This window comes from Bacteroides sp. 51 (genome assembly GCF_010500965.1).
Classification (GTDB): Bacteria; Bacteroidota; Bacteroidia; order Bacteroidales; family Bacteroidaceae; genus Bacteroides.
Window position 1 is genome coordinate 55,124 of record NZ_QVMI01000003.1, and the last position, 13,009, is coordinate 68,132.

The window sequence follows — 13,009 nt, forward strand, 5'->3', positions numbered from 1 at the left end:
ACTTCGAAAGACATTTTAGAGAAATTTCACCTATTCGCGAATACGCCAATCAGAAAAATACAATACGCCAGGAATACGTCAAATAAGAGTAAACAACTAGTTATCAAATAATTAATAATACGCTTAGTAAATTCGTCAAATATGCTAAAGAACATAAATACATAAAAAAGACTGAAATTTTCACCTCAGCCTCTCCTGTTTCAAAATAAGTTTAAAAGTTTGAATTCAGATAATCGGTCAGGCTATCTTCACGTTCAAGCAACAGTTTTTTACGAATACGATAGCGGACAGTTTCAACTCCACGAACAGAGATGTTCAATAACGGAGCAATTTCTTTAGAAGAAAGATTCATCTTGATATATGCACACATCATACGTTCGTTGAGCGACAAATCGGGGTGCCTCTCTTGTAATCGCTTCATTAAGTTATTATGCACCAAGTCGAATTGCTCTTCGATGCGCTTCAACACATCGTCTGATTTTATATTTGAATCAATTTTATTGCTTACCAACAACAGCAATTGCCTTATGTCTTTCCCACCTCCGGCTTTTGCTGCCGACATAACTTTAAATAAATCAGCTTTAATTTCGGTCAGAATCTCATTCTTACGTACAAAGTTGATCATAAGATTAGCCATTTCCTGACTTTTATACTGTAGGTCGTGCTCTAACTTATCTTTCTCTAGCTGAATGATCTGCCGTTCTTTACGTGCATTTTCTTTTTCAAACTCCCTTTCCCTTTCCTGAAGTTCTTTATCCTTTTCGACAACGGCTTGTTGTTTTTTACGTTTCACACGCACATCATCCCATTTATACACATACCACATCAAGGCTGCAAACAACAAGATATAGCAGATATAGGCAATATTGGTACGATACCACGGAGGAAGCACCCGAAAAGTAAAAGAATCGGTAGCTGACATGGCATCGGCAAAAACGGCTTTTACCTGAAAAGTGTGTTCTCCCTCGGATAGATTACTATATTCCTTAACCATTGATTTGGTAAAATCGGACCACTCGCCATTATCCATCCGGTATTGGTAACTAACTTCTTCACCGTGTGTGAAAGAGGTGATACCATATTCAAAGCGAACAGCATTTTGAGCGTAAGGAACTTTGGATTGTAGCTTCTCACCCCGGAAATTATCGGTATAGATCAATGAATCTTTAGGATAAGAGATGAATACGTTACGAATATGGACCGCTTTACTGTAATCTTTGCGCTGCCTTTGCGCCAACACCCGGGCTAGTGCAAAACCATTGTCATTGGGAATAATCACCAGCGAATCGGATAGTGGGACTAAAGTCTCGGCTCCACGAACCAGCTCTACTGCGGACATATCTAATGGAAGGATATGGGTTGATGCACCGCGTTTATAGGTTACAAGATTGGATATGCAGATCTCGCGCTGATTCAGTCCAAGGATATGGTCATTGTATTCTTTGATGGAATAGTACGGTCCTGCACCATTCAAACGGCTGCTTATATCTTCCGAACGTTCCATCCGGCTTGCATAATGATTGTATTCATAAATGCCTTCTACTGTAGAAAAGTAAACTTTACTTCCTATTTTGTTTATGCGTATTCTTTTATCGGATGGAAAACCGTCTTTTGCATCATACAGGGTTTGCTTCACTACCCGAGACAAGGTGGGGTCTAGTTCGATGCGCATACATCGGTTTTGATCGGACATCCAGAGCACGTGTGCAGATTCCTGTTCGAAATAGCGAAAGGAGTCCGATGTTCCCGCTACCCGGTGTACAACGGTCCACTGACCGGCCTTTTTTTGCAATAAGTAGAGGCCGTCATAAACGCCTACATACATTTTATCTTCTGTTCCTGTTACCAACTGGCAGGTCCAGGTGCCGCTGATCTGTCCTACTCTTTTCAGAGACAGCCCTTCTATAAGGAATAAGCCTCTATCGTGCATACAAAAGATTTGGTCGCCTATTTTCCGGAGACTCCATACCTGTCCGCTACTATGGGGAACGGGCAGGATATCGGGGCGATTGGCGCTCAAAGCAATGGGGTATTTTGTATAATACAACCCGCGATTGGTGGCCAGAAACAAATGGTCGCCTGCCAATGCGGCATCGTAACCGGTACCGTAAGAGTATGGATAGGTGTACAGGTTGGTCAAAGGAGAACTCAAACATACATAGTCAATGCCGTTGTCCAGCCCGGCCCAAAGGTTGGCGGATGAATCGAAAGCCAGTGAAAGGACTGTATTATTCTGCATTCCGTTATTTTCATTGAAATATTTAACTTCTCTTGTTAAGCGGTTAAATACAACGATACCTTTATGTACGGTGCCTAATGCGATTAAATCATCCGAAGCGGCTACACAGAATATTTCATTTTCGGTAAGGAAGTCTTCAACTCCTGTTTTGTAGGGAATACACAGATCGCCATCGCAGTGAAACAGACCATCGTAGGCGGTAACCACGATAACACCGCTGGTATGGGGAATAACACCACGTATTCTCTTGGTTTGCAAGGAATCTGCGCCACGCAGGGGAAAGAATGTATTGCCGATCAGCACCATGACTCCGTTGTCGGTGCCTACATACAGGACGCCTTTTACCATATCGGAGCAGTCGATCTTGCATCCGGCATCTATAGAGGTGAACTTGCCGTTCAGGTATTTAATGACGCGGTTATCTCCTTGTATATAAAGGATGTTGTCGGCTTCATGGATTCCCCATATATTTCCGATAGCCCGTTCTTCTTCGGAAAGGGAGTCGGAAAGGCAAACGTAGATCAGATGCCCGTTCTCGCCGGGTTCGAAGTATCCAAATTCGCTGATGCCGCCTACATAAATACGCTTCTGGGTATTGGATGGCAGGACGGAACGCACATCGGAGTCATTATTCAGGGGGAAAACGCTCCAGCTATTGCCATCGTATTGCAACATACCACTTTGATTGGCAAAATAGATCCAGCTTTCATCATAAGTATTTATTTGCCAGGTTTGTGAACCTTTACCATAGAGATTCTTGTTATAGTTGATGATAAAGTTATTCCAGTCGGCAGAATAGCAGAGCACAGGAGCAATCATTCCCATACATAATAATAGAATGGATCGAAGGGCAGAAGAAAACGGTATATTCATTCGTATTAGAAATGGTTTCGTGATATAAAGATAAGTGGTAAATATGAAATAACATGGAAACTTTGACTTTTTTATTTCAAGCCGTCCACTTATCATCATATAAGGGGATGTGGTCAAAACGGAAAACTCTTTTATCAAATAAAGTTTCAATACTGCCGGATATTTATTTAATTTGCATATATTTTAACCATAGAATAAACCTACTGTGAATGAAAATCAAGACTTTAACTAGTATAATATTATTGTTTCTGACTTTTGCAACTGCATCGGCTCATACGATTAATGATAAGAATGCAGGGTATAACAATAAGCGGGTTTACGCAGCTGATACCACGAAACGGGATTCCATACTACATCATAATTTATTGATGGATCACCCCAGGTCTTATCTGTTTAAACGTCCGGTGTTTGTCAGTGCCAAATATTTTGGTGGAAAATCATTGACGGAAGACAGTAAAGTCCCGACAGGTTATGTACAATACACGGATATACGTGTAGGGGTAACATCACTGGGAAATAGATGGAAGGATATTGTTTATGGCATGCCTTATTATGGAATTGGAATGGGATTCCATGATTTCAGCAGTAAGTATACGGGACACCCGATTACGGCATATTTATTTCAGGGGGCAACGCTACGGTCTTTCTCGGCCAGGTCTTCGTTGAAGTATGAGTGGAATTTTGGGGCATCGTTCAACTGGAAGGAGTATGATCCGGTTACTAATCCACGGAATGAATGTATTGGTAAACGGGCTAATATTTATTTTGCGGCCAATCTGTATTTCAATTATGTTTTGAACAAGGAATGGGATATAAGTCTGGGGGCAACGCTTAATCATGTATCTAACGGGGCAACCAAAATGCCGAATACGGGAATAAATACGGCGACAGCTTTCGTGGGGTTGACGTATTATTTCGACCGTGAACGCATTGTCAATGAATTCAATCCTACGTTGCGCGCCCCGTTGTATGATCAAAGCCGGTTGATATCGGACATTACATTTAATACAACCGTCCGCCAGAGGAAGTTTGATATGGAAGAAACCGGGCTGTCATCGCCATATATTAATAAGAATTTCTTTGTTGCAAGTGCCAGCTATGCCCTACTGCACATGCCTACTTATAAGTACAGATATGGAACAGGGATTGACCTTACGTACGATGAGAGTGCTGGTTTCAGTGCCCGAAAGGTGGGCGAAACGCCAAAGGGGGTTGATATCGCGGAGTTTAAAGATGGTAAGTTCGGCGATCGGTTGGCGTTGGGGCTTTCGGTACGGGGAGATATCGTTATGCCTAAGTATTCCGTATCGGGGATAGTGGGTTATGAGGTGATTAAAGGAAAGAAGGTCGACAGCCGCCTTTATCAGGCATTCAACGTAAAAGTTCCGTTTTGGGATAATTTATATGGTTCCTTCACCATCCGCTCGCAAAAGTTCAGTAAAGCACAATATATGTTTTTTGGGATTGGATATATGATTGATCATAAACCGTTTAAGCTAATTAAACAGTAATTGGATCAACCACCGTTCAGAACATTTTTTTGGCTAAAAAAGTATCAAAAGTAACACTCGGGGTATTAACTACCTGGGGTACAGTCTGATGGGATCAATGGAATTTTCTATAAAAGTATCACTGAAGTATCAGAAGTGTCATTTTTTTGAGAAACAGAAATATCGTCAATGAGAAATACCTTCAACGGGAATGAGAAATAGGCTCACGGGTAATGAGAAATAACCTTATGAGGAACGAGAAACTTTCTCAGTATGAATGAAACTGAAGTGAATCAAGAAGAAAGTTAGTTGCTAATTGTAATTTAACTGTTCAACCTACTACTTTTGGGTCAATCTGAAAGGTAGGTTGCTAATTATTGTATCGTTACTATGTGGTTGGGATGCCCTAGGCATCCCAGTGGTTTGCCTAGGGCATCTCACTGGGATGGCACCGACCTTTTTTAAGACTAAAACAAAGAGATTATTTAAGTATTCAACCTAGTTTTCTACTTGGCCCCTACTTTTTTAATTGATCCTTTATTTTCTTTTTATTTCTTTCTTAAAAAAAGAAGAATCCTGTAATTCAGTCAATTACAGGATTCTTCATCAATTTTCATTTTCTTATCGTGGAGCTGGAGGGAATCGAACCCTCGTCCAAACGAGGAAACCATAAGCTTTCTACATGCTTATCTTTGCCTTCATTTTCGTGTATGGGCAGAACCAAAGCCATCAATCCATACCTTATCCTCTAAGGTTTCATCCTTGGCGCGAGGCCACCGCAGACTATCTCCGACTTAACTGCACCACTGAACCGGAATATTTCGGAGCAAGAGTTTCCGAGTGATGTCTCGTCTCAGCACCTAGTGCCGGGATAAAGCTAATCTACTATGATTCGATTAAGCAGCAAGAGCATAATTGTTATTGCCAGATAAAATTTTAGTAACTGAGATTTAAGTGCAAATCACTGACGCACTGCATGCTTACTTACCATTTCTACCCGCTGTCAAATCCAGTCAACCCCAAGATTCTATAACAAGTTGAAAATCAAAAGAATACAAACGACTTTAAATTATCGAAGAACAATTGAGAGACAAAATATATCTTTTCTCCTAATTACTCCTTGTATTCTTTTGTGCAAAGATACATAGTTTGCCTCACACAACCAACGACTAGATTATTTTTCTTCTCTTTCAGGTATTCCCAAACCATACTAGGTCTAATTATAGCTATTAAGCTGGGGGGATATACCTGAGAAGAAAAAGCTTCATCGAAGCGAGGTCTATATTACTTTAGTTTTCCCTTAAATATGGCATACTCTTTTAAAAAGCGTCTAATCGCTTCGTCTACAGCATCTGAGTGCAAGTCTATCAATCCTCTTATATAAGATAGTCTCTGAGTATCTGTTTCGCAGTCATAAAAATCATTATCCCGAAGCAAGTCTGTGCACACATCACCTACAGGATCATTACGATCTTTATTCAGTTCAATAAAATGCAGCACTTTACTTATTACATGAGAGAATTTGACCTTAACCTTAATCGCATCAAGATACCTAATCAAAGAGCCAATCGTATAACCGCTATGCCCTTCTTCTATTATTTTAACCTGTTCAAACTTTAGCCCGGAAAGCTTAGTTACAACATTTATAGAAATGCCTTTCTCTTGTCTCAAAGAAGAAAGTACAAGACCTATTTTCTCACGTTCGTGATGTTCATCCATAATGTTTAGTATTATAATTATTCTGCAAATATAGCACTTATTTATGGACTCCCAAAAAAAGGAATATATATTTTAAAAAACAGGATTGCTCCGATGTGTAGGCCATACTATATTCTGTAGCTTTTTTATACTCATTACCACTATGAATAAGGAGTACATGAACGAAGTAAAGAGGAAACATCAGATAACTTTACTTAAAGGAAAAGAAAATATCCAATGACGGAGATTCCCTTTCTTTCTTTATGAACACAGTTCAGCACGAAACACAAATCAAAATAGCACATTGATACAAAATAAAGAGAAACCAAACCAATAAAACGCAATCAAAACGCAAACAAAACACAAAATCCACAAATCAAACTTTCAAAATGTTTTCTTATTTAAGAATTATTTCATTCAAAAACCTTTTTATATTCAAATTATAAACTACATTTGTGTCGTTACAACACAGTCGAGAAAAATGTTTTAAGAAGATTCCTTCTTGAAGCATTTTCTTTTTAAACAGAGCTATTTTGTAACAATGCTTTAATATCTAATTTATACAAACAAAAAGATAGACCTTTGATTGTTTATAGATCGAATATTAATAGAATTCGATAAATAACCAACTAAATAACATTTAGGAAAACACATGGAAAAGAAAACAATTGTAACCGGAGTAATCGGTGCAGATGTGCATGCTGTTGGGAACAAGATTATAGCATACGCATTAGAAAAAGAAGGGTTTAACATCGTAAACCTTGGCGTCATGGTATCTCAGGAAGAATACATCGCAGCAGCATTAGAAACCAATGCAGATGTTATTCTGGTTTCCTCACTCTACGGACATGGCGAAATTGATTGCCAGGGTCTTCGCGAGAAATGCGATGAAGCCGGATTGAAAAATATCCCCTTACTTGCCGGCGGCAACTTGGTAGTGGGAAAGCAAGATTTTGTAGAGGTAGAAAAACGGTTCAAAGATATGGGATTTACCAAAGCATACCCGCCCGGAACCACAATAGAAACAACCATAGCCGACTTGAAAGAAATATTGGGTTTATCGTAAGACATCCCACCCTGAGCCATGAATATCCTTACGGTAGATTTTGGTAGTACATATACCAAACTCACAGCCATCAATGCCACAGACGCCGTAATACTCGGTACGGCAAGTGCATTTACAACCATCGATTCAGATATTATTTATGGTTTTAACTCCGCACTGCGTACACTCGAAAGTAAAATAGGAGCATTCAACTACGATCGCCTCTTATGTTGCAGTAGTGCAGGAGGCGGATTAAAAATGGTTGCCCTCGGACTTGTACCCGAACTTACTGCCAAAGCCGCCCGTTTAGCCGCATCGAGTGCAGGGGCTAAAGTCATCAAAACCTATTCGTTCGAAATATCCCACAAAGAACAGGAAGAAATCTACAATATTAATCCCGATATTATTCTTCTTTGCGGTGGAACCGATGGTGGAAATAAGGAAGTGATTATCGCTAACTCCCATCGCCTATGCGAGATTGATCGGAACTTCACTGTCATCGTAGCCGGAAATAAAAGTGCTTCACACCAAATCAAAGACATATTTGAAACGCAGGGCAAAGATTACATCATTACAGATAATGTAATGCCTACCTTCAACAAGTTGGATATTGAACCCGCCCGAACACGTATTCGCGAAGTATTCATCCAGAAAATTATAGATGCCAAAGGACTCTCCGGAGTTCAGGCAATGGCCTCTACCGACGTCATTCCCACTCCACTGGCGGTAATGGCAGGGTGCGAGCTATTAAGTAAAGGCACATCGAAGACACGCGGAATCGGCGATTTTATGGCGGTTGATCTTGGCGGAGCTACCACTGATATCTACTCCATGTCGGATGGAAAGCCATCTATGAGTAGCGTATTGGTCAAGGGACTCCCCGAACCTTTCAGTAAGCGAACAGTCGAAGGAGATTTAGGGATGAGGTACAGCTTGCTTCCACTCCTCGAGGCTTCTGACACAGATGCAATGGCACACGAACTTGGAGTCGGGAAGTCCGAAATCACAGCCTGGGTAGAGAAATGTATAGCCAACCCCGACACCATTGCCACCTGTCCGGATGAACAGCGTATAGATGCTGCTTTTGCACAAAAAGCGGTAGAAATTGCCATTGAAAGACATTGTGGTTATCTGGAAAGTTCCTACACACCTTTAGGCGAGATATTTTCCCAAACCGGAAAGGATCTTTCGGAAGTAGTATATATAATAGGTATAGGAGGAGCGATTATCCATAGCTATCATCCACCCGATATTCTGAAAGGGGCTATATACAATCCGCAGAAGCCATATATACTGAAGCCGCGACAACCGGAATTCCTGTTCGACAGGAGGTATATCTTCGCTTCTATGGGATTGATCAGTAGCATTGACCCCGAACTGGCATTACATCTCATGAAGAAAGAGATCATATAACATAAAAACGAGCATATAATAAACATAGATTATAAAAGAACAATGGAACTTAAAAACAAAAAACTTACCCGTGACGAGTTCTTTCAGGAACGCGAACAGGTTCTTCAACAATGGCCTACGGGTAAAGCCGTTGATTTTGAAAAAGCTGTAGAATACCAACACGGTATTGCTGCTTCAAAACGCTTCGGCGATAAACTGGCAAAAGCCAAGGCCGAGGGAATCACCCTGATACAGCCCCGTGCCGGTGTAGCCCTTTATACGGAACACATCAAACTTCTGCAATATCTCGAAACGGAAGGCGAAGCCGATCTGCTGCCAAGCACAATCGACAGTTACACCCGCCTGAACAGATATAAAGAAGCTGAAATAGGCATTGAAAAGAGCAAAGAAAGCGGGCGTTCCATGCTCAACGGTTTTCCGGCGGTAAATTACGGAGTAGACATTTGCCGTGCCGTAACATCCGCCCTACAAACACCTGTACAAGTACGCCACGGAACTCCTGATGCGCGATTGCTTACCGAAATCACCATTGCAGGCGGGTTTACCTCTTATGAAGGTGGAGGTATATCCTATAATATCCCCTACTCCAAAAGCCACTCATTAAAAAGCACCATTGCCCATTGGCAATATGCCGACCGTTTGGTTGGACTTTACGAGGAAGCGGGCGTATCGATCAACCGCGAACCGTTCGGCCCACTTACAGGCACATTGGTTCCACCGTGTATTTCCAATTCGGTGGCTATTATCGAAGCACTGCTTGCCGCCACACAAGGGGTAAAAGACATTACCGTGGGTTACGGACAATGTGGAAATCTTATTCAGGATGTTGCCGCCATACGTGCCCTGAATCACCTGACCCGGAAATACCTGGATAAATTCGGCTTCACCGACGTACGGGTAACTACCGTATTCCATCAATGGATGGGCGGATTCCCTCAGGACGAGGCCAAATCCTTTGCCGTCATTTCCTGGGGAGCAGCTGCGGCTGTCCTTGCCAAAGCCACAAAGGTTATCGTAAAAACACCACACGAAGCGATGGGCGTCCCTACCAAAGAAGCTAATGCCGCAGGTCTAAAAGCAACCAAGCAACTTACTTCCATGCTCAAAGACCAATCCTTTGTTGAGATACCGGCCGTAGTATCCGAAAGTCAGATCATTAAAGAAGAGGTAGAATGCATCCTCAATAAGGTAGAAGAACTGGGCAAAGGAGATTATGTACAAGGCACCATCGCCGCCTTCGAAGCCGGGGTAATTGATATTCCTTTCGCTCCCAGCAAGTATAATGCTGGTAAACTGATGCCTGCACGTGATAATTCGGGCGCCGTTCGTTTACTTGATTCAGGTAATATTCCCCTCACTCCCGAGCTGAAAGCATTCCACCGCTCCAAACTGGAAGAGCGTGCGGCATTCGAGAAACGCCCTGTTAGTTTCCAGATGGTAGTGGACGATGTATATGCCATCGGGAAGGGTTTCCTTGTAGGTAGACCCAGCGGGAAGTAATTAAGAATTTAAAATTAAGAATGATAATGAAAATAGTTAATGTGGTATGCGCTCAGGGAAAAACAGGATTTTTCTTTGATGATCAGAAAGCGATTAAAGCAGGTGCCCGGCACGATGGTGCATTTTATATTGGCAAACCCGTAACAGAAGGTTTCACCGCGGTGCGTCAGGCGGGTGAATCTATCTCCGTACTTTTTATTCTGGAGAATGGAGCCGTGGCTCATGGAGATTGTGCTGCTGTGCAATACTCAGGTGCGGCAGGGCGCGACCCGTTATTTCTGGCTAAAGACTTTATTCCGCTGATAGAAAAAGAAATCGCTCCTATATATATAGGTAGGGAAATCAGCAGTTTCAAGGAACTTGCTGCATTGGTAGATACAACAAAGAGTCCCTCAACCGGTAAAATATACCATACCGCTATCCGTTACGGTGTAACGCAAGCCTGCCTGGATGCGGTTGCCAAAAGTAAATCGAAACTGATGGCCCAGGTCATAGCCGAGGAATATGGTACGAATGTATCCGACAGCATGATTCCGATCTTCACCCAATCGGGCGATGACCGTTACACAAACGCCGACAAGATGATTATGAAAGGCGCTCAGGTACTACCCCATGCCCTATTCAACCATGTGGAAGAAAAAACCGGGCTGAAAGGAGAAAAGATAGAAGCATATATTGAATGGCTGCGTAACCGTATCCTTCAGTTCAAACCGTATGAAAGCTATCAGCCCGTTATCCATATTGATGTATACGGCACACTGGGAATTGTTTTCAATAACGATTTTGAGAAAATTGCCGATTATATTGCCGGACTGGAAAAGCTTGCCGCTCCTTTTGCTCTTCGCGTAGAAGGTCCGGTGGATATGGGCGAGAAAGAAGCCCAGATAGAAGGCCTGCGCATTATCCGTGAGTTCCTTGAAAAGAAAGGCTCCAAGGCTGAGATCGTAGCAGATGAGTGGTGCAATACCCTCGAAGACATACAGGATTTCACCTTGCGCAGGGCCGGACATATGATTCAAATTAAAACACCCGACCTTGGTGGTATTAATAACTCCATCGAAGCGGTTCTGTTCTGCAAGGAAAACGGAATCGGAGCTTACCTGGGAGGTACTTGTAATGAAACCAATCGCTCTGCGGAGGTATGTGCCCATATCGCTATGGCTACCTCTCCTGTTCAGTATCTGGCTAAACCGGGTATGGGAGTAGACGAAGGATATATGCTCATATTCAATGAAATGCAACGCATTCTTGCTTTAAAAGCAGTACTGTAGGGGCGGTTCGCGAACCGCCCAATGCACAGAAAGCACAGGGAACCATTTTCGGGCGGTTCGCGAACCGCCCCTACAATATTATAATCACTTTAATTCAAAAATATGGAAGAAATAAGAATACTATCCCCAACCGCCATCCTTGGCTACGGATTCCCCATGGATTCCTTTATAGAAGGAATGAAGCGTAAACCGCATGTCATAGCTGTCGACGCCGGTTCAACCGATCCCGGACCTTACTACTTGGGAGCCGGGAAGTCTTTCACCGACTTCAACTCCGTAAAAAGAGATCTCGAAATCATGATCCCCGCTGCCATCGAAGCAGGTATACCTGTTATCATCGGTACAGGTGGCGGTAGCGGCGGACGGCCTCACGTAGCCTTCAACCTCGAAATCATCAAACAGATAGCAGAAGAGAAGAAACTCACCTTCAAGCTTGCCGTTATCCAGTCCGAGCTGGACAAGGAACTAATTAAGCAGAAGCTTGCCGATGGTGATATCGAGCCCCTTTTCCCAGCCAAGCAAATCACTGCCGAAGAGGTAGACGATTGCGTACGCATCGTTGCCCAGATGGGAGAAGAACCATTTATTGATGCACTGGAGCAAGGTGCAAACGTGATCCTGGCGGGACGTTCCTACGACCCTTCGGTCTTTGCTGCATTGGCCATCAAAGAAGGTTTCGACAAGGGACTAGCCATACATCTGGGGAAGATACTCGAATGTGCATCCATCGCTGCAACTCCCGGAAGCGGTAGCGATTGTATGTTCGGCTACCTCCACAAAAAGGATTTTGTTCTCGAACCGTTATCGCCTTTGCGTAAGTGTACCACCCTTTCCGTAGCCGCCCATACGCTTTACGAGAAAACCAATCCGTATATGCTTCCCGGTCCCGGCGGGGCGATCGACCTTTACGGTGCTACCTTTACACAGTTGACGGATAACACGGTGAAAGTGACAGGAAGCAAATTCGTTCCTACCGAACAATATTTCGTAAAGTTGGAAGGCGTGAAGAAAGTGGGTTACCGCACCATCTCCGTAGCCGGAGTGAAAGACCCCGTGATGATAGAGAAGATAGACGATATCGTTGACAGCGTTAAGGCCCGCGTGAAAGATAATTTCAAGGCCTACGGCATCACCGATTTCTTCCTCGACTTCAAGATATATGGCAGGAATGGCGTAATGGGGCTTTTCCCCGGTGCCGACAACCGTACGGCACACGAACTGTGCATCGTCATCGAAGCCGTTGCCAACACACAAGAGCGTGCAGATACCATCTGCGGTTTTGCCCGTAGCACGATGTTGCACTTTGGATACGAGGGACGTATATCAACAGCCGGGAACCTGGCTTTCCCATTCTCCCCATCCGACTGCAAGGTGGGCGAAGTGTATGAGTTCAACGTGTACCATCTGATGCGGGTGGACAACCCCTCGGAATATTTCCCGGTGGAATACATGTATTTTAAAAACGGTAAATAAAAAAAGT

General features: G+C 43.0%; 8 protein-coding genes and 1 other RNA gene. 6 read left to right on the forward strand and 3 right to left on the reverse strand.

Going from position 1 to position 13,009, the window contains the following annotated elements:
* Positions 1-211 precede the first annotated feature (211 nt).
* Positions 212-3,112, reverse strand: a complete 2,901-nt coding sequence (locus D0T87_RS03720; protein WP_370526817.1) for a transcriptional regulator — start codon at positions 3,110-3,112, stop codon at positions 212-214.
* Between the two features lie 209 nt (positions 3,113-3,321).
* Here D0T87_RS03720 and D0T87_RS03725 point away from each other — a divergent pair, with 209 nt between their 5' ends.
* Positions 3,322-4,623, forward strand: a complete 1,302-nt coding sequence (locus D0T87_RS03725) for an acyloxyacyl hydrolase (protein WP_163172932.1) — start codon at positions 3,322-3,324, stop codon at positions 4,621-4,623.
* Between the two features lie 603 nt (positions 4,624-5,226).
* Here D0T87_RS03725 and ssrA read toward each other — a convergent pair.
* Both ssrA and D0T87_RS03735 read right to left on the reverse strand, forming a co-directional pair.
* Positions 5,227-5,623, reverse strand: a transfer-messenger RNA (tmRNA) gene (ssrA, locus tag D0T87_RS03730).
* 263 nt (positions 5,624-5,886) lie between these two features.
* Complete coding sequence (locus tag D0T87_RS03735) at positions 5,887-6,321, reverse strand: hypothetical protein (protein WP_163172933.1); 435 nt, start codon at positions 6,319-6,321, stop codon at positions 5,887-5,889.
* A gap of 631 nt (positions 6,322-6,952) precedes the next feature.
* On the opposite strand from D0T87_RS03735, the gene glmS reads away from it, so the two are divergent.
* The 5 genes from glmS (at position 6,953) to D0T87_RS03760 (ending at position 13,002) form a co-directional block, all read left to right on the forward strand.
* Entirely contained in the window at positions 6,953-7,366 is a 414-nt protein-coding gene (gene glmS, locus D0T87_RS03740; protein WP_163172934.1) for a methylaspartate mutase subunit S, read from the forward strand.
* Positions 7,367-7,384: 18 nt separating this feature from the next.
* Positions 7,385-8,758, forward strand: a complete 1,374-nt coding sequence (gene glmL, locus D0T87_RS03745; protein ID WP_163172935.1) for a methylaspartate mutase accessory protein GlmL — start codon at positions 7,385-7,387, stop codon at positions 8,756-8,758.
* Between the two features lie 42 nt (positions 8,759-8,800).
* Positions 8,801-10,258, forward strand: coding sequence for a methylaspartate mutase subunit E (locus D0T87_RS03750; protein ID WP_163172936.1), 1,458 nt, complete (start codon positions 8,801-8,803; stop codon positions 10,256-10,258).
* Between the two features lie 26 nt (positions 10,259-10,284).
* Positions 10,285-11,529: a methylaspartate ammonia-lyase gene (locus tag D0T87_RS03755; protein WP_163172937.1), complete on the forward strand. Its 1,245-nt coding sequence runs from the start codon at positions 10,285-10,287 to the stop codon at positions 11,527-11,529.
* A gap of 102 nt (positions 11,530-11,631) precedes the next feature.
* On the forward strand, positions 11,632-13,002 hold the full coding sequence (locus D0T87_RS03760; RefSeq protein WP_163172938.1) for an acyclic terpene utilization AtuA family protein: 1,371 nt from the start codon (positions 11,632-11,634) through the stop codon (positions 13,000-13,002).
* The last annotated feature ends 7 nt before the right edge of the window (positions 13,003-13,009 follow it).

Excerpts from the sequence above, each read along its gene's own strand:
- D0T87_RS03720 (WP_370526817.1), bottom strand. The coding sequence starts at position 3,112 with ATGAATATACCGTTTTCTTCTGCCCTTCGATCCATTCTATTATTATGT.
- D0T87_RS03725 (WP_163172932.1), top strand. The coding sequence starts at position 3,322 with ATGAAAATCAAGACTTTAACTAGTATAATATTATTGTTTCTGACTTTT.
- D0T87_RS03735 (WP_163172933.1), bottom strand. The coding sequence starts at position 6,321 with ATGGATGAACATCACGAACGTGAGAAAATAGGTCTTGTACTTTCTTCT.
- glmS (WP_163172934.1), top strand. The coding sequence starts at position 6,953 with ATGGAAAAGAAAACAATTGTAACCGGAGTAATCGGTGCAGATGTGCAT.
- glmL (WP_163172935.1), top strand. The coding sequence starts at position 7,385 with ATGAATATCCTTACGGTAGATTTTGGTAGTACATATACCAAACTCACA.
- D0T87_RS03750 (WP_163172936.1), top strand. The coding sequence starts at position 8,801 with ATGGAACTTAAAAACAAAAAACTTACCCGTGACGAGTTCTTTCAGGAA.
- D0T87_RS03755 (WP_163172937.1), top strand. The coding sequence starts at position 10,285 with ATGAAAATAGTTAATGTGGTATGCGCTCAGGGAAAAACAGGATTTTTC.
- D0T87_RS03760 (WP_163172938.1), top strand. The coding sequence starts at position 11,632 with ATGGAAGAAATAAGAATACTATCCCCAACCGCCATCCTTGGCTACGGA.